Origin of the sequence: Roseateles sp., from assembly GCF_047654805.1 — a bacterium.
GTDB lineage: Bacteria > Pseudomonadota > Gammaproteobacteria > Burkholderiales > Burkholderiaceae_C > Pelomonas.
The window spans coordinates 1,027,368-1,047,538 of the sequence record NZ_JASGIV010000001.1 but is presented as its reverse complement, the minus strand read 5'-3'; the positions used below and the strand labels follow the sequence as shown (position 1 = coordinate 1,047,538).

General features: G+C 67.5%; 17 protein-coding genes. 13 read left to right on the top strand and 4 right to left on the bottom strand.

Going from position 1 to position 20,171, the window contains the following annotated elements:
• Positions 1-2,229: an Ig-like domain-containing protein gene (locus QM732_RS04720; RefSeq protein ID WP_415655035.1), complete on the bottom strand. Its 2,229-nt coding sequence runs from the start codon at positions 2,227-2,229 to the stop codon at positions 1-3.
• A gap of 203 nt (positions 2,230-2,432) precedes the next feature.
• Here QM732_RS04720 and QM732_RS04715 point away from each other — a divergent pair, with 203 nt between their 5' ends.
• The 7 genes from QM732_RS04715 to mnhG are packed head-to-tail and all read left to right on the top strand — an operon-like array spanning position 2,433 to position 9,374.
• Entirely contained in the window at positions 2,433-3,329 is an 897-nt protein-coding gene (locus QM732_RS04715) for a universal stress protein (protein ID WP_415655034.1), read from the top strand.
• A gap of 51 nt (positions 3,330-3,380) precedes the next feature.
• Positions 3,381-6,290 carry a monovalent cation/H+ antiporter subunit A gene (locus tag QM732_RS04710; protein ID WP_415655033.1) on the top strand — a complete coding sequence of 970 codons (2,910 nt, stop codon included), beginning with the start codon at positions 3,381-3,383 and terminating at the stop codon, positions 6,288-6,290.
• Positions 6,290-6,634, top strand: a complete 345-nt coding sequence (locus QM732_RS04705; RefSeq protein ID WP_331174683.1) for a Na+/H+ antiporter subunit C — start codon at positions 6,290-6,292, stop codon at positions 6,632-6,634. Before QM732_RS04710 ends, QM732_RS04705 begins: the two co-directional genes overlap by 1 nt.
• On the top strand, positions 6,631-8,280 hold the full coding sequence (locus tag QM732_RS04700) for a monovalent cation/H+ antiporter subunit D (protein WP_415655032.1): 1,650 nt from the start codon (positions 6,631-6,633) through the stop codon (positions 8,278-8,280). The genes QM732_RS04705 and QM732_RS04700 overlap by 4 nt, the downstream gene beginning before the upstream one ends.
• Positions 8,277-8,765 (top strand): Na+/H+ antiporter subunit E, encoded by a 489-nt coding sequence (locus tag QM732_RS04695; RefSeq protein WP_415655031.1) that lies wholly within the window; start codon positions 8,277-8,279, stop codon positions 8,763-8,765. The genes QM732_RS04700 and QM732_RS04695 overlap by 4 nt, the downstream gene beginning before the upstream one ends.
• On the top strand, positions 8,762-9,037 hold the full coding sequence (locus tag QM732_RS04690) for a K+/H+ antiporter subunit F (RefSeq protein ID WP_415655030.1): 276 nt from the start codon (positions 8,762-8,764) through the stop codon (positions 9,035-9,037). The genes QM732_RS04695 and QM732_RS04690 overlap by 4 nt, the downstream gene beginning before the upstream one ends.
• Position 9,038: 1 nt before the next feature.
• Positions 9,039-9,374, top strand: coding sequence for a monovalent cation/H(+) antiporter subunit G (gene mnhG / locus QM732_RS04685; protein WP_415655029.1), 336 nt, complete (start codon positions 9,039-9,041; stop codon positions 9,372-9,374).
• 9 nt (positions 9,375-9,383) lie between these two features.
• Here the strand turns inward: mnhG and QM732_RS04680 are convergent, their stop codons facing one another.
• A complete protein-coding gene (locus tag QM732_RS04680; protein ID WP_415655028.1) occupies positions 9,384-10,283 on the bottom strand; it encodes a LysR substrate-binding domain-containing protein in 900 nt (299 codons plus the stop codon).
• Positions 10,284-10,406: 123 nt separating this feature from the next.
• Here QM732_RS04680 and QM732_RS04675 point away from each other — a divergent pair, with 123 nt between their 5' ends.
• From QM732_RS04675 to ypfH, 4 genes are read left to right on the top strand one after another with little or no spacing between them, the layout of a single operon-like run.
• The gene (locus QM732_RS04675; RefSeq protein WP_415655027.1) at positions 10,407-11,039 is read left to right on the top strand and encodes an NADPH-dependent F420 reductase; all 633 of its coding nucleotides are present in this window, start codon (positions 10,407-10,409) and stop codon (positions 11,037-11,039) included.
• Between the two features lie 33 nt (positions 11,040-11,072).
• On the top strand, positions 11,073-11,519 hold the full coding sequence (locus QM732_RS04670) for a DoxX family protein (RefSeq protein WP_415655026.1): 447 nt from the start codon (positions 11,073-11,075) through the stop codon (positions 11,517-11,519).
• Between the two features lie 34 nt (positions 11,520-11,553).
• Entirely contained in the window at positions 11,554-12,360 is an 807-nt protein-coding gene (locus QM732_RS04665) for a dioxygenase (protein WP_415655025.1), read from the top strand.
• A gap of 14 nt (positions 12,361-12,374) precedes the next feature.
• Positions 12,375-13,550, top strand: coding sequence for an esterase (ypfH, locus tag QM732_RS04660; protein WP_415655024.1), 1,176 nt, complete (start codon positions 12,375-12,377; stop codon positions 13,548-13,550).
• A 329-nt stretch (positions 13,551-13,879) separates the two neighbouring features.
• Here the strand turns inward: ypfH and QM732_RS04655 are convergent, their stop codons facing one another.
• Both QM732_RS04655 and QM732_RS04650 read right to left on the bottom strand, forming a co-directional pair.
• Positions 13,880-14,755, bottom strand: a complete 876-nt coding sequence (locus QM732_RS04655; protein ID WP_415655023.1) for a hypothetical protein — start codon at positions 14,753-14,755, stop codon at positions 13,880-13,882.
• On the bottom strand, positions 14,752-15,543 hold the full coding sequence (locus QM732_RS04650) for a HipA family kinase (RefSeq protein ID WP_415655022.1): 792 nt from the start codon (positions 15,541-15,543) through the stop codon (positions 14,752-14,754). The genes QM732_RS04655 and QM732_RS04650 overlap by 4 nt, the downstream gene beginning before the upstream one ends.
• A gap of 502 nt (positions 15,544-16,045) precedes the next feature.
• Between QM732_RS04650 and QM732_RS04645 the strand changes: the two genes are divergently transcribed.
• Positions 16,046-18,658, top strand: a complete 2,613-nt coding sequence (locus tag QM732_RS04645) for a sigma-70 family RNA polymerase sigma factor (protein WP_415655021.1) — start codon at positions 16,046-16,048, stop codon at positions 18,656-18,658.
• The gene (locus tag QM732_RS04640) at positions 18,655-20,154 is read left to right on the top strand and encodes an ATP-binding protein (RefSeq protein WP_415655020.1); all 1,500 of its coding nucleotides are present in this window, start codon (positions 18,655-18,657) and stop codon (positions 20,152-20,154) included. Before QM732_RS04645 ends, QM732_RS04640 begins: the two co-directional genes overlap by 4 nt.
• The last annotated feature ends 17 nt before the right edge of the window (positions 20,155-20,171 follow it).

The window sequence follows — 20,171 nt, the reverse complement described above, 5'->3', positions numbered from 1 at the left end:
TCAGTTCGCCCGAGCCTTGTACAACAGCTTCGTGGTGCCCGACAGGAAGTACAGGGTCTTGCCGGTGGCCAGCACATCTGCAGCAGGGACCTCGCCATCCACCACGACGAAGGACTGGTTCAGCTGGGCATTCCAGTAGTAGGTCCTGCCGCCTGCGCCATAGAAGACGTAGCCCGCCTCGTTGCCCAGGGGCCGGAAGATGGCGCTCGTCGTCAGGGTGCTGGTGCCAGTCGTCGTCGATGCCTTGATGGCGAAGGAATTGCCGGAACTGGCCTCCATCCAGACCAGCACGCCGTCTTTCAGCGAGACGTACTCGGCGGCCGATTCGGCCGACACGACCGAGACCGGACCGCCAGCGGCGGAAGCCGACACGACGGTGCGCTTGTCGGTCCCGCTCAACGGGCTCTGCAGCCACGCAACCCGGGTGCCATCCGAGCTGACATAGAAATCCTTCTGCCCACCCGCGGACAGGTTGACGGCGGTGCCGGTCGCCGCCGACCAGCGATAGACATCCAACGATTTGGACACGTCGCCGGAGTCGCCCCAATAGAACACGTTGAGGGCACCGCCGACCATCGCCATGTCGAAGTGCACGTTGCCCATGGACACCGCGGGATCCGGCTTGATCTGCCTGTACGTGCCCGCCGCCACGTCATACAGGGTCAGGCTGTAAGCGCCATTGGCCCAAAGGACATAGCCCGAACGCGCGATCGGGTTTTGCGGGGGTTGGGATTGCGACCATGGATTGCCTATGGCGACGTCCTTGACGACGCCGTTGCTGTCCCATTGGTAGAGGCAACCGTTGGGGCACCTGCCGTCCGTCGCATTCACGTAGACGCGCCCACCGCTGATCAGCCCTTGCCCGTCCGGGGCTTTAAGCGCGCCGACCTGCAAGGCCAGTTCGGTGCCGGCAGCGGTGTCGAGCAGGTGCAAGCTCTTGTCGCCGGCAATGTAGAGCACGCGATCCCCCTCGACGGCCAGGAGCCGCGCATCCGCCCCCAGCGACCTCACCGGCGCATACGCCAGTGCGGCGCTGGACGCCTTCACGATCTGCCGCTGCTCGATCGTGGACACCCCGGCGCTGTCGGTGGCCTTGACCGTCACCGTGTACGGGCCTGGCGCCAGCCCCGATACGTCGTAGCTGCCGCTGAATGCAGGAGCGGTGCCCTGGATGATGGACAGGTCGCCGAGCTTGACGTCCACGTTGACGGCTCCGGGCCTGTCGGAAGAAACCTGGCCCGCCACGCTTATCTTGTCGTAGACGAAGCTGCCGTCCATCGGACCGCTGATGGAGAGCTGCGGGGTGTTGGCGATGTTGAGGTCGACCGCCAACTCCTTGCTCAGCCCCTGAGAATCCACTGCAACGACCTTCATGGCGTGGGCACCCGAGCCGAGGGCGCGCCCGTCGACGATGAACTGGTAGTCACGATAGGGAGGTGAGCAGCCGAAGCAGGCGTTGGGGGCAGTCAGCGTGCCGAGGAACGCACCGTCGACGCTGGCTGTCACGCTCGCGGTACCTATCGGCGATTGGGCGAAGACCGTGACGATGATCGATCCGGACGTGCCAGAGACATTGGCCGCCAGCGTCGTGAAGCTCGCATTCGCCACCGTGAGATTGCGCTTCACGTCGACGGTTCTGGTGCCGGCCAGCTGCACTCGCGCCATCACTTGGCGAACGCCATTGCCGGCCGTGCTGGTGTCCCAGGCCACGCTGGTGCCGGTGCCGACCTGCTTGAGGTCTGCATACCACGCCACCTGCAGCCCGGCCACGGGGCCGGTGAGCGTCAGCGTGGCCGCGCCGGCAAGCGGCTCGGCCTTGTCGACGCCGATTCCCAGGTCGTCGACCCCCTGGGCCGTGATCGTCACGAGCGCCGGCGGGCTGCTGAGCTTGCCGTCGCTGACGACCAGACTGAGCACGTAGACACCGGGCACATCGGGCACGAAGCTGGTCTTGTCGGCCGTTGCCGTGACGAGCGCGCTCGTACCGATCGCGCTGCCGTCGGGCTTGGACGCCACCGACCAGGCATAGGCGATGGGGTCACCGTCGGCATCCGTGCCGCTGCCGCTCACCTGCACGAGCGTGCCTGCCAGCACTGTCTGCGCGGCACCGGCCGTCGCGGCAGGCGCGCTGTTGGGCCTGGGCGGCGTACTGTCACCGCCGCCACCACAAGCAGTCAACGCAACGGTGACCACCGCGGCAAGCACCAACCTGACAACGAGCCAACTCATAACATCTCCCTTGTGCGGATCATTCTGCCGCAGTGCTCCGTCCCGATCGGCCGAGCTCGCGACGCATCCGATGTGTCGCGGGCAAGGGCGCCAAGGCGCATCGACGCGACCATTGCCAGCAGCCCACCATGGCGTGCCCCTCTTGCGGTGGCGGGTTCACTTTCTGGAATACTGGGTCCATCCCCCCCTTGGAGACCCATCCGATGCCACCTCTTCGCGCCATCGTCACGGCCACCGACTTCTCTGCGCCATCGCGGCACGCGGCGCAGCGGGCCGCCTTGCTGGCCCGGACCGCGGGGGCTGCCATGACGCTGGTGCACACGGTCGGCGGCTCGGCCATGGAGGATCTGCGCCGGTGGCTCGCCGACGACAACCAGGCCGCCAGCGCCATCGAGGCAGATGCGCGCGCCCGCCTGCAGGAGCTGGCCGCCGAACTAGGCCGGCCGCAGAGCCTCGACATCCGCACCCACCTGAGCATCGGTCACCCTGTGGAACAGGTTACGCAGTACGCGCAGGACATCGATGCCGACCTGCTCGTCACCGGGACCCGCGGTACCGGGTTCTTCCGCGGCGTGGTCGTCGGGTCAACCGCCGAGCGCATCGCCAAGCGCTCGTCGCGGCCGGTGCTGATGGTGCGCCAGCTGCCGCATGAAGCCTACCGCCGCATCCTGGTGCCGGTGGACTTCTCCGACTGGAGTCTGGCCGCGATCCGCCAGGCGCAGCGGCTCGCCCCGCAGGCGACGCTGGTGTTGATGCACGCCGTTGAGGTGCCCTTCGAAGGCAAGATGCGCCTGGCCGGCGTGAGCGGCGACGTCGTCACACACTACCAGGAGGCCGCGCGGAGCGAGGCGCAGCAGCGGCTCGCCGCGCTCGCCGCCGAGGCCGGGCTGGATGCCGACCGCGTATGCCTGAGCACGCCCGGCGGCGCCGACCCCTGGATGCTGATCCTGCAAGAGGAGCAGGAGCATGACTGCGACCTCGTCGTCATCGGCCGCCAGGGCCGGCACGCACTGGACGAGTTCCTGCTCGGCAGCACCACGCGCATGGTCATTGCCGATGGCACCGCCGACGTACTGATCTCCTGCCGCCGACCCGACTGATTCCGGCTTCCCGCGCCATGACGCCGGGGAGCGAAAGTAGACTCCGCGGCAATGTCGCTCCTCCTGCTGCTCTCACTGCCCTTCATCGGCAGCGCCGTCGCCGCGCTGTTGCCGACCAACGCCCGCAACGTCGAGTCGTTATGGGCCGCCGCCATCGCGCTGGTGGTGGCCCTTCAGCTGGCCTCGCTGTATCCGGACATCAGTGCCGGCACCGTGGTCTCCGAACGCCTCGCCTGGATACCCAGCCTGAGCATCGACGTCGTCGTGCGCCTGGACGGCTTCGCGTGGATGTTCGCGATGCTCGTCAGCGGCATGGGGCTGCTGGTCATCGTCTACGCGCGCTACTACCTGTCGGCGGACGACCCGGCCGCTCGCTTCTATTCACTGCTGCTGGGCTTCATGGGTGCCATGCTGGGCGTCGTGGTGTCCGGCAACCTGGTGCAGCTGGTCGTGTTCTGGGAGCTGACCAGCGTCTTCTCCTTCCTGCTGATCGGCTACTGGACGCACCGCAAGGACGCACGCCGCGGCGCCCGCATGGCCTTCACCGTCACGGCCACTGGCGGACTGGCGCTGCTGGCAGGCGTGCTGCTGCTCGGACACATCACCGGCAGCCTCGAGCTTGACACCGTACTGCAATCCGGCGACGTGGTGCGCGCCCACCCGCTCTATCCGCTGGCGCTGGGCCTGGTGCTGCTGGGGGCGCTGACCAAGAGCGCGCAGTTCCCCTTCCATTTCTGGCTGCCGCACGCGATGGCGGCACCCACGCCGGTGTCGGCGTACCTGCATTCGGCCACCATGGTGAAGGCCGGCGTGTTCCTGCTGGCGCGCCTGTGGCCCGTGCTGTCCGGCACCGACGCCTGGTTCTGGATCGTCGGCGGAGCGGGCCTGGTCACGCTGCTGCTGTGCAGCTACGTGGCCATGTTCCAGAACGACCTCAAGGGCTTGCTCGCCTATTCAACGATCAGCCATCTGGGCCTGATCACGCTGCTGCTGGGCCTGAACAGCCCGCTCGCCGCCGTCGCCGCGGTGTTCCACATGATGAACCACGCGACCTTCAAGGCGTCGCTGTTCATGTCGGTGGGCATCATCGACCACGAGACCGGCACTCGCGACATGCGCCGGCTCGACGGTCTGTTCCGTTTCATGCCCATCACCGGCACGCTGGCCATGGTGGCCTGCGCGGCGATGGCCGGCGTGCCGTTGCTCAACGGCTTCCTGTCCAAGGAAATGTTCTTCGCCGAGACGGTCTTCGTCAGCTCCTATCCCTTCGTCGAGTACGGCCTGCCGGCCGCAGCCACGCTGGCCGGCGTGTTCGCGGTGGTGTATTCGCTGCGTTTCGGCCATGACGTGTTCTTCGGCCCGCCGCCCACCGCCTGCCCGCGCCATCCGCACGAGCCGACGCACTGGATGCGCGTGCCGGTGGAGCTGCTGGTGCTGGCCTGCATCATCGTCGGCACTTTGCCGGCCTGGTCCATCGGCCCGGTGCTGGCGCTCGCCGCGCAACCTGTGGTGGGAGGAATGCTGCCCGAGTACAGCCTGGCGGTCTGGCACGGCTTCAACACGCCGCTGCTGATGAGCGCCGTGGCCACCCTGGGCGGGCTGCTCGTTTACCTGCGCTTCGCCGAGAGCTTCAAGCGGCGCCAGGAACGCAGCGCGCCGCTGCTGAGCGGCCTGGACGGCAAGCGCCTGTTCGAGACCGGCCTGGCCCGCATCTCTGCGGCCGCGCGCCGGCTGCTGCGCCTGCTCGGCACCCGCCGCCTGCAACCGCAGCTGTTCCTGATGGTGTTGATCGCCGGCCTGGCAGGCCTGGGCTCGGCGCTGATCGTGCCGCTGACCTGGGGCGACCGCGCCCGCGTGCCGGCCACGCCCGAGTTCGTGCTGTTGTGGGTGATCGCTGGTGCTTGCGCCATCGGCGCCGCCAAGCAGGCCAAGTTCCATCGCCTTGCGGCGCTGACCATGCTCAGCGTCGTCGGCCTGGCTCTGTGCATCACCTTCGCCTGGTTCTCGGCGCCGGACCTGGCCCTGACCCAGCTCGCCGTCGAGGTCGTGACGCTGGTGCTGTTCCTGCTGGGCCTGCGCTGGCTGCCCAGCCGTGTGGAGCAGGACGATCCGCGTACCGCGGCGCGCGGCGCCTGGCGCCGCGGCCGCGACCTCGTTCTGGCCGTCGCCATCGGCGTGGGCCTGTCGGCGTTGTCGTACGCGCTGCTGACGCGCCACGCACCGCTGTCCATCTCGCCCTTCTTCCTGGAGAAGGCGCTGCCCGAGGGCGGCGGCACCAACGTCGTCAACGTGATGCTGGTCGATTTCCGCGCTTTCGACACCATGGGCGAGATCACGGTGCTGGGCATCGTCGGCCTGACCGTCTACGCGCTGCTGCGGCGCTTCCGCCCGGCGCAGGAGGCCATCGAGCCGACGGCGCAGCAACGCGCCCCCGTCGAGGCCACCGGCGCGGACCTGGTCGACCGCGACGGCGACGGTGACGTCCACCTGCCGCCCTATCTGGAGGTGCCGGCCGTGCTGGTACGCCTGCTGCTCCCGGTGGCCGCGCTGTTTGCCTTCCACCTCTTCATGCGCGGCCACAACGAGCCTGGCGGCGGCTTCGTCGCCGGCCTGGTGGTGGCCATCGCCTTCATCGCTCAATACATGGTCAGCGGCACGCGCTGGGTGGAGGCGCGCCTGCACCTGGTGCCCACACGCTGGATCGCCACCGGCTTGCTGATCGCGCTGGCCACCGGCCTGGGCTCGCTGGCCCTGGGTTACCCCTTCCTGACCACGCACACGGCCCACGTGACCTGGCCTCTGGTCGGCGAGGTGCATCTGCCCACCGCGGCCCTGTTCGATCTGGGCGTGTTCGCAGTGGTCGTGGGCTCCACGCTGCTGCTGCTCATTGCCATTGCGCACCAGTCGCTGCGCGCCCACCGCCGGCAGGGGCTGGCGGCTACCGAAGGGAGGGACGACTGATGGAAGGGGTGATCTCGATCGCCATTGGCGTGATGGCCAGCGCCGGCGTGTGGCTGGTGCTGCGGCCTCGGACGTTCCAGGTGCTGATCGGCCTGGCCCTGCTGTCGTATGCAATCAACCTGTTCATCTTCAGCGTCGGCAGCCTGGCCGTGGATCGCGAGCCCATCGTGCAGCCGGGCCTGGCCGCCGACCTCGCGACCTACTCGGACCCGTTGCCGCAATCGCTGGTGTTGACTGCCATCGTCATCGGCTTCGCGACGACCGCGCTGTTCCTCGTCGTGCTCTTGGCCCTGCGTGGCCTGTCCGGTGGTGACCATGTCGACGGCCAGGAGGAGCGCCCATGACGGTTGCACCTGACAAGCTGCTCGTCGCGCTGGTGCTGCTGCCACTGGGCACCGCGGCGCTGATGCTGCTGCTGGGCGACGGCAGGCGCGGGCTGAAGGCGGTGGCCAACGTGCTGTCGACGACGGCCGGACTGGCCATCGCCGTGAGTCTGCTGCTGGGCGTGGCCCAGCGCGACGCGCCGGCGGCCTTCGCGATCTACCTGCCCGGAAACTGGTCCGTGCCCTTCGGCATCGTGCTGGTCGCTGACCGGCTGTCGGCGCTGATGGCGGTGCTGACCGGCTGCGTCGGCATGGCCGCACTGCTGTACGCGCTCGCGCGCTGGCAGCACGCGGGCGTGTACTTCCACGTGTTGTTCCAGCTGCAGCTGATGGGGTTGTATGGTGCCTTCCTGACCGCCGACCTGTTCAACCTCTTCGTCTTCTTCGAGGTGCTGCTCGCCGCGAGCTACGGGCTGCTGCTGCACGGTGGCGGCGGCGCGCGCGTGCGCGCCGGGCTGCACTACATCGCCATCAACCTGGTCGCCTCGCTGCTGTTCCTGATCGGCGTGGCGGTGCTGTACGGCGTCACCGGCACGCTGAACATGGCCGACATCGCCCAGAAGCTGCCCCTGGTCCCCGTCAGCGACCGCGGCCTGCTGCATGCGGGTGCGGCCATCCTGGCCATCGCCTTCCTGGCCAAGGCCGGGCTGTGGCCCCTGAACTTCTGGCTGCCACCGGCCTACGCCGCGGCCAGCGCACCGGCCGCGGCCGTGTTCGCCATCCTGACCAAGGTGGGCGTCTATGCGGTGCTGCGGCTGTGGACGCTGTGCTTTCCGGGCGATGCCGAGGCTGCCGCTTCGGCCGGCTTCGGCAGCGGCGTGCTGGTTTGGGGCGGCATCGTCACGCTGGCCTTCGGTGCGCTGGGCATGCTGGCCTCGCAGCAACTGGCACGGCTGGCCGGCTATGCCGTGATCACCTCTTCCGGCACGCTGATCGCGGCCATCGGTTTCGACGCACCAGCCCTCAGCGCCGCCGCCCTCTTCTATCTGGCCAGCTCCACGCTGGCGGGCTGCGCGCTGTTCCTGCTGGTGGAGTTGCTGGAGCGCTCGCGCCAGGTCGAGGTCGGCCCGCAACAACTCGACGACGGCAACGATGCGCTGCCGTTCTTCCTCGATGCCGAGCCTCCAGCCGGCACCAACCTCGACGACAACGAGGAGGCGCTGATCGGTCGCGCCATCCCCGCGGCACTGGCCTTCCTGGGCGTGGCATTCATGATCAGTGCGCTGGTGACGGCAGGGTTGCCACCGCTGTCCGGCTTCGTGGCCAAGCTGGCCATGCTGTCGGCCCTGCTGGACCTGGGCATGCCGGCCGCCTGGACCCTGTTCGCGCTGCTGATCCTGTCCGGCCTGTTCGGCGCCATCGCGCTGATGCGCGTGGGCGTGCGCCATTTCTGGACCTCGCAGGACCGCCCGGCGCCGCGCCTGCGCGTCATCGAGACACTGCCGATCGCAGGCCTGCTCGCGGCCTCGGTGGCCCTGGTGCTGCAGGCCGAGTCCGGACTCGCCTACATGCGTGCAGCAGCCGACTCGCTGCACGAGCCGCGGCTCTATATCGACGCGGTGATGGGTGCCCGCCCCATCGTGCGTGACGCGGAGGTTGCGCCATGAAGCGCCTGCTGCCTTCGCCCTGGCTGTCGCTGGGCCTGCTGGGCGGCTGGCTGCTGCTGACGCGCAGCTTCAGCCTCGGTCAGTTGCTGCTGGGCATGCTCGTCGCGGTGGTGATGCCGCTGCTGATGGCGCCGCTGCGGCCGCGGCCCGGCCCGCTGCGCCGCTGGGGGGTGCTGGCCCGGCTGATCCTGCGCGTCGGCAGGCATGTGGTGCTCTCGGCGCTGGTCGTAGCGGCCGGCGTGCTGCGGGCCAAGGCCCGTCCCCCGCATGGCAGCTTCGTCACCGTGCCGCTGGACCTGCGCGACGAGCACGCGCTGGCCGCGCTGGCGATGATCACGGCCGTCATTCCGGGCACCGTATGGTCGGAACTGGCCCCCGACCGCAGCGCGCTGCTGATCCATGTGTTCGACCTCGACGACGAGGCCGCCTTCATCCACCACTTCAAGGCCGACTACGAGCTGCCGCTGAAGGAGATCTTCGAATGAGCGCCGTGCTGACGCTGGCCATCACCGCCACACTCATCCTGTACACCGCCGCGATGGCCATCGCCATGGTGCGCCTGTTCCGCGGCCCCGCCGCGCAGGACCGCGTGATGGCGATGGACTTCGTCTACGTGGTCGGCATGCTGGCGATGCTGGTACTGGCCATCCGCTACGACAGCGAGATGTATTTCGAAGGCGCGCTGCTGATGGTGCTGTTCGGCTTCGTCGGCTCGGTCGCCATGGCCAAGTTCCTGCTGCGCGGCGAGGTGATCTGACATGCCCGCATTGGCTGACATCCTGGTGGCGGTCCTGCTCGTGGGCAGCGGCATCGTCGTGCTGGTGGCCGCGCTTGGGCTGTGGCGGCTGCCCGACTTCTTCCTGCGCATGCACGCGCCGGCGCTGGCCTCCACGCTCGCGGCCTGGCTGGTCACCTTCGCGTCCATCGTCCACTTCAGCACGCGCGGCGCCGGCCTGGCGCTGCATGTTTGGCTGATCATCATCGTGCTGTCGATCACCGCGCCCGTGACGACCATCGTGCTGGCCCGCGCGGCACTGTTCCGCCGCCGCCAGGCGGGCGACCCGCTGCCCGCACCGCTGCAACCGCGCCCGTGAGCGGCCCGCTCACGCGGGCCAGGCGGCCTTGCCAAAGGCGCTGACGAGGAACTCGATCATCACCCGGACCTTGGGCGAGAGAAACTTGCGGGTCGGGTAGACCGCGTAGACACCCAGCTCTACCGATCGCCAGCCGGGCATGACCTCCATCAGCGTGCCGGCCATGAGGTCCGGGCCGACGAGGAAGGTGGGCTGCAGCACGATGCCCTGATGGCACAGCGCGGCAACCCGGCAGGTGTCGCCGTTGTTGGTCCGCAGGCGCGGCGTCACCTTGACCGAGGCCGCGCCCTCCGGTCCGATGAACTCCCACTGGTCGCCCATCGAGAACAGGCTGTAGGTGAGCACGTCGTGCGACGCCAGCTCGGACGGATGGCTGGGTGCACCGCGCCGGCGCAGGTACTCGGGCGATGCGCAAAGCACCAGCCGCGTGGATGCCAGTGGCCGGCTGACCAGCGACGACGTGGGCAGGCGGCCAATGCGCACGGCCATGTCAAATCCCTCTTCCACCAGGTCGACCACCCGGTCGGCCAGCGTCACATCCAGCGTCACGCTGGGATGCCGGGCCATGAACTCGGGCCACAGCGGCGCCAGGTGAAGGAGTCCGAAGGAGAACGGTGCGTTGATGCGCAACAGCCCGCTGGCCTCGCCACTGTGCGATGAGACCTCCGCCTCGGCCTCGTCGAGGCCGCTCAGAAGTTCACGGCAACGGACGTTGAAGACCTCGCCCTCGGGCGTCAGCGACAGCTTGCGAGTCGTGCGATGCAACAGCCGCACGCCCAGCCGCGCCTCCAGTTCGGCAACGTAGCGGGACACCGCCGCCTTGGAGACCTCCAGGGTATCGGCCGCTTTGACGAAGCTGCCGGCGTCGACGACGGCGGCAAAGGCTTTCATTTCGAGGAACTTGTCCATCTCCGCCAATTGTCTCAATTATTGAGACAGTAAATCAAATGCGATGATATTTATCTCTTTTCATGGCATTCCTAAAGTTCACCCATCGCAGCACTCCTGCTGCAGGACCCCAAGGAAACAGTCATGAAGATCACAGTCATCGGTGCCGGCAACATGGGCTCGGCGTTCGTGGGCCAGCTCACCCGTGCGGGCCACCAGGTCAGCGTGACGGCGCGTGACAGCGGCAAGGCCGCCCGCGTCGCCGATGCCTATCCCGGCGCCCGCGCCGTGGCGCCCGCTGGCGCAGCCGTGGGGGCCGACGCCGTCATCCTGGCCACCGGCTATGCCGACGCCGCAGGCGCCCTGCAGGCCATCGGCGATCTGAAGGGCCAGGTGGTCATCGACATCACGAACCCGCTGACCGCGGACTACATGGGCCTGACCCTCGGCCACAGCACTTCGGCGGCCGAGGAGATCGCCAAGGCCGTCCCGGGCATCGAACTCGTCAAGGCCTTCAACACCGTGTTCGCGCAGGTACTCGCTGAAGGCGCCGATTTCGGCAACGGCCAACGCGCCAGCGTGTTCGTCGCCAGCGACAGCGAACGCGCAAAGCAGACGGCCACCGCCATCGCCGAGAGCATCGGTTTCGCGGTCGTTGACGCCGGAGGATTGCGCAATGCACGCTATCTCGAGCCGCTGGCCGGCCTGAACATCTATCTTGGCTACGGCGCCGGCCTGGGCACCAGCATCGCGCCGACGTGGATCCACAAGTCCTGACCCCAGCAGCACCCAACCCACCTGGAGATCATCATGAGCAATCGTCTACTCGACCGCATCCTCTCCACCAATGCCGGCTGGAGCCCGCTGGCCCTGCGCATCCCGGTCGGCATCATTTTCGTCGCGCACGGCGCCCAGAAGCTGTTCGGCGCATTCGGCGGCTACGGCCTGGAAGGCACGGGCCAGTTCTTCGCCTCGCTGGGCCTGACGCCGGGCTACCTGATGGCCTTGCTGGCGGGCAGTGCCGAGTTCTTCGGCGGCCTGGCATTGCTGGCGGGCCTGCTGGTGCGGCCGGCCGCAGCGGCGCTGGCGTTCGCGATGCTCGTAGCCATCTTCTCGGTCCACATCAGCCATGGCCTGTTCATGGACAAGAACGGCTACGAGTACGCCCTGGCGCTGCTGGCCGTGTCGGTCTCGCTGCTGATCAGCGGTGCAGGACGACTGTCGGCCGACGCAGTGCTCGCCGGACGCGCACGCTGAACGCTTCGCAACGCCCTCCTGGAGCACCCACGTCATGAGCCGCCTGCCCAGCGTGTTCGTCTCGCACGGCGCGCCGACCTTCGCCACCGAGCCCGGCATCGCCGGGCCGCGCCTCGGCGCGCTGGGGCGGGCGCTGCCGCGGCCTCGGGCGATCCTGGTCGTGTCCCCACACTGGATGACGCCAAGTCCGCGCGTCGGCCTGGCGCTGCGGCCGCAGACGATCCACGACTTCGGCGGCTTCCCCTCGGCCCTGTACGACATCGGCTACCCCGTCGATGGCCATCCGGAGCTGGCACGGCGCGCGCTGGATCTGCTGGGCAATGCCGGATGGGCTGCGCAGGCCGACGAGCGCCGCGGCCTGGACCACGGCGCCTGGGTGCCGCTGCTGCACATGTATCCGTCCGCCGACGTGCCGGTGTTCCAGGTCTCGCTGCCGTCGCGGCTGGACGCTGACGGTGCCTGGGCCTTGGGCTCGGCGCTGGCGCCGCTTGCCGACGAAGGCGTGCTGATCGTGGGCTCGGGCAGCCTGACGCACAACCTGTCCGAGTTCCGCTCTGGCGCCGCCGACGGCGAAGCCTATGCCACCGAGTTCGCGGCGTGGGTGCGCGAAGCCCTCGTCCGGCACGACGCCGCACGGCTGCGCCGGACGCTGCTGGATGCGCCGCACGCACGACGCGCGCATCCGAGCGCCGAGCACTTCTGGCCCTTGCTGGTGGCCGCCGGCGCAGCCGATGCAACCCAGCCCGCCACCGTCATTGACGGAGGCATCACCCACGGGGTGCTGGTGATGGACGCCTTCGTGTTCGGCACCGTTCCATCGCCCGGCGTCGACCGGGCCTGACCGAGGAGATATTCATGAGTCCCCAGGACCTGATCGTGCAGCGGCCGGCCGTGCCGAAGCAACTGGTGCTGCTGTTCCACGGTGTCGGCTCCAGCGCCCAGGACATGGTGCCGCTGGGCCGTGCGCTCGCCCCTCAACTGCCCGATGCGCTCATCGCCAGCGTGCAGGCGCCCGACGCCGCCGGGCGGGGCTGGCAGTGGTTCTCGGTGCAGGACGTCACCGAGTCCAACCGGCCGACGCGCGTGGCCCAAGCCATGCCGGGCTTCGTGCGCGCCGTGCAGCAGTGGCAGCAGCACGGCGCCGTCGGGCCTGCGCACACGACACTGATCGGCTTCTCGCAAGGCGCGATCATGGCCCTTGAATCCACCCAGCTCGACGCTCCACCCGCCGGCCGGGTGATCGCACTGTCGGGCCGCTTCGCGCAACCTCCACGCCTCGCCCACGCGGGATTGCAGATCCATCTTGTTCATGGTGACGCCGACACGATGATGCCCGTGCGAGGCGCCGTCGATGCGCTCGCCCAGCTGCGGTCCCTGGGGGCCGACGCCACACTGGATCGCCTGCCCGGGCTGGGGCACGGCATTGACGCACGCGTGGTCGACGCCATCGCGCGAGGACTGCGGCGCGAGGAGGCCCTCAAGGCCCAGGAGCGCAGCCCCTCAGAACTGGCGGCCGATTTCGCCGCCGTCACCGGAGCGCGGGCGGTCGATCGGCACACCCTGCTGCACATCGGCGAGGAGCAACTTGTCCTGCTCTGCGGGCAGGGCCGCAAGGCTCAGACCGAGCATCGCCTCGACCTTGGAGCGGCGCGCATCGCCAGGGACTTCTTCCGCCACGACCCGCCGACCGCGCACGAGATCGAGCAAGCCATTGACTTCGCCGAAGAGCAGATCATGAGGCTGGGCCCCCGGCAGGAAGGCGGCGATCTCTGGAGCCCGTCGGCAGGCCTGCGCCCCTGGAGCGCGATATCCGGCCCGATGATGACCATCGAGACCGTCGAGCAATGGTTCGGGCGCCTGGCGCTGGCTGCCCAGGGGCGGGTTGGCGCCCTGGAGGGGCTGCCACAGGGGCGCAAGGCGGCTGCAACGCTGCTCGTGCTGCGCGAGTTCATGCATCACCGGGGCCATTCGGCCATCACGGTTGTCCAGCCACAGTCAGACATCGTGATCAGCCCAGCAACGACGAAGTAGCACGCGCGCGTCCCGCACAACGGAAAACGGGTTAGCGCCTTTCGGTGCTAACCCGTTGATTCTCTTCTTATTGTTGGCGCGGCTGGCAGGATTCGAACCCACGACCCCTTGGTTCGTAGTTTCCTGCTCGTACGCAAGTTATTGATTCATATGGGGCAAGGCGCCGTTCGTTCCAACATCCTTGCCCTGTCTTGCACTGTCCATGGCACGGCACTCCCCCAAAAGTCCCCCAAGCCGGCAGAACGCGCCACGGCGGTTGTCAGCAGCGTCTTCACTAGGGAGGCAAAGGCGCGCGTCGCGCGTGACCAGCGTCGGCTTGTTGCTACGGCTCACTGTTGAGTGACCGCCGTCTCCAGGTCTACTAGTCGCTGACAGGCCATCGGAGCATCAAACACGGAGAAGACTTCAAGCTCTTCTCGCTGGGCCTGTGCCCGCAGTTCCGCGATGGTCTCATCGACCACCAGATAGTCTGCGTTGCTGTAGATCGGCATGCCACGGGGCGGCACCCACGCAGTAAGTTCAATGGCAGATGGAGCCGCAAACCCAAACGCATCACGTGCTCGCGCCAAACGCCAAAGTGCAGCAGACGCAGTTTGCACGCGCGTAGAAGCTCTCCCCTTTGGGTTGACCGCCGCGTAGCAGGTCACGTAGTGATGCCCGACAAAGTCTATTTCGCCTGAGACGGCCTTGCCCGTGAGACTCAATGTCTTGCGAAAGCCCTTGTTGAACCCTGGACGCGTGCGTGCAACCTCTGCCCTGACGGCTTCAAGAAAGCGACTTTCCTCGCTTGTGCGCGGTGCCAAGTTCGACTGTTCAGGTTTGCCGCCAGGCTCGCTCACGACTGGACCAAAGCCTGCCAGCGACATCGACACGCGAACGAAATCGTCAAAGTCGAACCCAGACACCTCCGTCCAGTCGCCAGTAGCCAGCCCTCCTAGCGGCGGCCGCCAACTCTCCAGACCTCTCCCTTTGGTACACCAATCGACAAAGTCAGCCGATACCAGAGAACCGAACGAAAAGAGCGCGTGCCCAAGGTCACCCGGCAGACACGAGAACGGTTTGGCAGCTACTGCTCGCGCCCAGAAACCATGCCCCGTGGCTTCGCCCACCACCGCAATACATACGACTTCGCCAAACTGGCCGAGCGGCAGCAGTACGGGTTGAACGCGCCCGCTGACGAATCCAGGCTCTTGACTTGTGATCATTGCGCCACGCGGGAGGCGTTACCTCCGTCATAGAGGTCAGGGAGACCGATCGAAGAGAGGATCATTGTTTGGAGTCTGTTCGCGCGTTGGCGCAGGAAAGTCTCGATTTGTCTCGCTACGTTCTCCGGCACCAAAAGCTCGTCGTAGGGAACGCGCGGCACGGCAGCGGTCAGTCGGAGGCAAGCAGCCATCAAAGGTGCGCGAAGACTGTTGCGCTGAGCAAGGCTATAACCCGCTATGCGTTGCAAGAAGAAGTTTGTGAACAACGGCGCCACCTCGGTGGAAAACAGGCGGTTGCCCGCTCCGCCTAGCGCTCGCGTGTGATCGATCAGCCAAAGATCGCTGCGTGGCCCGAGCAAGATGTTGCCCTCCGTGCGGTCATCGTTTGCAATCAATTCGTCAAAAACCGCTGCCGCAGCCAGCGACGGCCACTTGTCGATGAGCGCAGTCACGGCGGTGCCATCCGCGCGAACAAGCTGCTGAGCCTGCTCGACGGCGACCGTCGCGAAAACCACTTCCTCGCTGCTGTCCCCAAAGATCCATGGGTGACCCTTCGGTACACGTGTCCGATGCATGCGCAGGAAGCAAGCCTCGGGAGCCGGAAGTTCCACCTCCCGCGCCAGCCAAGCACAAACCGCCTCGATCGAACGCTCATTGATTGGCAGGACCTTGGCGTAGACATGGAGGAATGGGCCAGCCCAAGCCAGTTGGGCGTCGAGGACGAGCCGGGGCGCCGCCTTGTGCACGCGCACAGGTGGCGCCAGCGTTCCCGTCCTGAAGACTGCCATGCACCGATTGTGGCCCAACCTGCCTATGAGCCTTGGCGGCGGCGCCTGCGGCCACCGCGCTGCGCGTCGGTGGAGCACATGCTGACCGCGAGCGGCGTGGGCGGCACCACGAGCCACAGAAGCAGCGGCCGGGCCGGCGTTGGCCCATGAGCCGATCCAAGAGCGTCGCGTATGAATGCCTCTTTAACGCGATCGCGGTTCTGGAGCTGAGCGGGTCGACCGCCGCCACGTCCTGCGAGAGGACGGAGATCAGGATCTCTCCGGTCACGCCACCGCCTGAGGTCCGCTCACACAAACAGCAAAGTTCTCGGTGTGAACACGGGCTCCCTTACATGCGACCTGTAGAATTTTTAACCGCTAGTAAACACAAAAAAGGCCGCATCGGCCGCAGGGGAAAACGAGTGCTTGGCCAAGACCAGCGCCTCACTATGGAGTGTGACTGCGCGCCGAGGAATGCACCGATGGAGTCCGCGGATAGTCCGGGCGGCCGAGGCGCGCCCAGGTGAGCGAAGCGGACGTCGCCGGCGCCAAGCCTCTGAGCCAGTTCCTGCGGATGGCCGTGATGGCCGGCGTCGAGAGCGCCGTTCAAATCCACATCGATCGAGGCGACGACCTCAACGCCCGCGACGCCAGCGGCATGACGCCCCTCATGCTCTCCGCCGTCCGCAACAAGCCAGCCATTTGCAAATTGCTGTTGAGTGCAGGAGCCGATCGCGGCCTGCTCGACCCTTCGGGCAGAACAGCCCTGCAAATTGCCATCGTGGCCGGGGCGGAAGAGGCCGCGGCGATCCTCGACGCCGCGCGCTTGCCGCTTCCCTCCTTCCCGCCGTCCGAGATAGAAGTCGTCCTTGGGCCGGATACTGCTTCTGAGCCTGCCCTCCCCGCCCATCCCATAGCCGAAGCAGCCACATCGGCCGAACCGGCTGCGACCTCGGCGGTGACTGAACCAGATACGGCAGCCGAGTCTCCAGCGCAGAAGGCCGCCCCGCCCCTAGCGCCCGTCCTCGACGAGTTGGACGACGGGGAGTTCGACCTCTCGGGCTGGGAGGTCGAAGAGGAGCCAACGCGGCCCGAAGCCGACTCGGTGGTCGTGGAGTCGGCCAGCGCGGTCCAAATCGCCATCACGGCCCACGAGCCGATCGACTCCTCTGTCGAATGGGATGACATCGACGCCTACCTTCCGGAAGTGGCCTTGCCACTGGCTCGGGCGGACGATGCCGAAGGCCGCGCGAGGCTCAGGCTTCTTCTGTTGCGGGCGCTCCGGGAAGGCAGCGTCCCCGCGCTGGATATCCAAGCCCAGTCAACCAACGAGGACCGCTCGGCCAATCCTGAGGCCGAGGCTTACTTGGCCATGGTCATCAACGACCTCGGCGCAGAGGCCGACGAACGCTTTGAATACTCCGGCGCAGATGAAAGCTTCGAGGTGTTCGTGGACCCCGAGGAGACGCCCGACGAAGAGGCGACCCTCAATGAAGCCCTTGTGGCGATCGATCGGGCCGCGTCGCCCCGCCATGAGCCGCTTCGGATCTACCAGCGCGAGTTCCAGCGTCTGCGGCTGCTCACCGCCGAAGAGGAGGTCCGGCTCGCGAAGGACATGGAAGCTGCCCTCAACGTGGCGCTCGACGCACTGGCGAGCTGGCCTGATGGCATCGCGCGGACTCTGGCAGCCGGCGCGGACGCCATCGCTGGATCGCGCCAGCTCTCCTCGATCTGGGTTGGCGGCGAGCCTGACCCGGAGCCTGCGTCGGCCGAAGACTTGGAAGCGGGCGAACCTGCCGTGGAGAACTCCGAAGACGCCACGGAAGACGAAGGGGAGCAGAGGAACATGGGGCATGCTGACGCTGGCGCAGCCGGCTTCGCCGATGCGCTCCGTCGGCTGGCAGCGCTGACCGAAGCCGAGGATGTCCCTAGGGCCTCGCTCCAGGATATTCGCCAGGCTCTTGCTAGCCTGCGCCTCAACCGCCGCTTCTTGCTGGAACTGATCGATGCCGCGCATGGATCGGCGCCCTGCCCCGCGTTCGCGCGCGCCATGGCCGGCTTTCGGCAGCACCGCGACCGGATGACGGCGGCGAATTTGAAGCTGGCCTTCTTCCACGCGAAGAAATACCTGTACAGCAAGGAGCCGCTGGACGACTTGGCGCAGGAAGCGAATATCGGATTGCTCAAAGCCGTCGACCGCTACGACTGGCGCCGCGGCTTTCGCTTCTCGACCTACGCCACCTGGTGGATCCGACAACAGATCAGCCGGCACGTCGCTGACAAGGGCAGGACCATCCGCGTGCCGGTCCACATCTTCGAAAAGCTGCAGCGCGCGGAGCGCATTGCCCAGGCCGTCGAAACAGCCTCTGGCCGCGAGCCGACCCTCGCCGAGCTGGCGGAGCGGGTGGAAATGCCTTCCCAGAAGCTCGCGGCGCTGATGCGCATCGCGCCCGAGCCGTCCTCCATTGACGAGGCGACTGTCGACGGGATGATCGCCATCGACGCCCGCGACGCCTACGCGTCGCCGGACCCCGCAGACGTTGTTGACGAAATTCAACTGAATTGGGCGGTGGACCGCTACATCTCGTCGCTGTCGACTAAAGACCGCAAGGAAGAGCGCATCCTGAGGATGCGCTTCGGCATCGGGGTCGACGAGGCGTTGACGCTCGACGAGATCGGCATGCGCTTCGAGGTCACGCGCGAGAGGATCCGGCAGATCGAAGCCAAGGCGCTCAGAAAGCTCCGGCATCCAGGTCGATCGGAGCCCTTCGCCCGCATGGCGCTGGGCTTGCAGCCGGAAGAGAACCCCCTCGCCCAAAGCGCGCCCGAGCCCGAGGGCGACGACGCGCCCGATACCGCCGAACTCATCCAACCGCCCGCGAAGCCGACGCGGCAGGGGGCGCCACGGCCGCCACGCGAGCCCGCGCAGCCAGCCGGCTCCTCGAAACCTTCCGCCCTGGACCAGCTCCTCGCGAAGGCCCTTGAGCTTGGCGTCCCCGTCAATGACGAGCGGCAGAGCGCCGGAAGCATCTGGGTGGAGCTCCTGGAGCCCCGCGACAACACGCACCGCCGGCTGATCCGCAGGCTCCTAGATTTCGGCTTCGCGTTCTGGCCAGGGAAGGGCTATTGGAAATGACCGCGAAGACCCGCAAGGCGCCGCCGCGCGCGATGGCGATGCTCGAATCCCTACGGGGCTTGGGCTACTCGACAGCAGCGGCCTTGGCCGACATCGTCGACAACAGCATATCTGCCGGCGCGGGCGAGGTCCGCATCGATTTCCAGTGGGACGGGCGCGACAGCCGCGTGCTGATCCTGGACGATGGGCGCGGCATGAGCGACCCGGAGCTCGAAGGCGCGATGCGGCTCGGGGACAAGAACCCCTTGGCAACGCGCGAGGCCCATGATCTTGGCCGCTTTGGCATGGGCTTGAAAACCGCGTCGCTCTCGCAGTGCCGCCGCCTGACAGTCGCCAGCGCGAAGGGAGGCGGGCGGAGCTGCCTGCGGTGGGATCTCGACGAGCTGGCCGCCGATCCGCAGAGCGATTGGCTGCTCTTCGAAGGCCCGACCGAGGGATCCGAGCGTCACCTCGTCTGCCTCGACGGCAAAGCGTCCGGGACGCTGGTGCTGTGGGAGAAGCTCGACCGCATCGTCACCGCCGGCTACACGGTCGACGACTTCCTGGCGTTGACGGTGGTGGTCGAAGCGCACCTTGCGATGGTTTTCCATCGACTGCTGCAAGGCCCTCGCGCGCGGATCAAGCTGCTGCTCAATGGGCGAGCCGTCGAGCCCTGGGATCCGTTCATGTCGGGGCATCCCGCCAAGCCGTGGACCTCGCCGCCCGCGCCGATGCGGACCGACAGCGGGCTGGTAGTGGCGCAGTGCCATGTCCTGCCCCACCACGACAAGCTGACCAAGGACGAGTTCAAGAAGAACGAGGGGCCGGCAGGCTGGACCGCGCAGCAAGGCTTCTACGTCTTCCGCAACGAGCGGCTGCTAGTCGCTGGGGGCTGGCTCGGCCTCGGCAACTCGAAGGCCTGGAACCGCGAAGAAGCGCACCGCTTGGCGCGCATCCAGCTCGACATTCCCAACACCGCCGACGCCGACTGGAAAATCGACGTTCGGAAGTCGACGGCACGCCCGCCGGTGGCGCTGCGGGCATGGCTGACCCGGTTGGCCGAGGACACGCGCGAGCGCGCTCGCCGGGTGTTCGCCTACCGCGGGACGCCGATGCCCGCCCAGCGCAACACGCCGATCGAGCAAGCGTGGCGGGTCGACCGCGTGAAGGATGGAATCCGCTATCGGATCGAGCCGACCCATCCGGCGGTCGCTGCCGTGCTGGACAGCGCGGGCGATCTCGCGCCGCTGGTCAAGGCCATGCTGCGGGTGATCGAAGAATCGGTGCCCGTCCAACGCATTTGGCTGGACACCGCGGAGAACAAGGACACGCCCAAGACCGGCTTCTCGGGCGAGCCGCCAGAGGCCGTCGCGACGGTCCTTCGCACGCTCTTCGCCGACATGATCGGGCGCCGCGGCATGTCCGTCGAAGCGGCCAAGCGCTCGCTGCTGTCGACGGAGCCATTCCAGAACTATCCAGGGCAGATCGCGCGGCTTGGCGGCCCTGGCTCAGCCTAGTCCCAAGAACATACAAA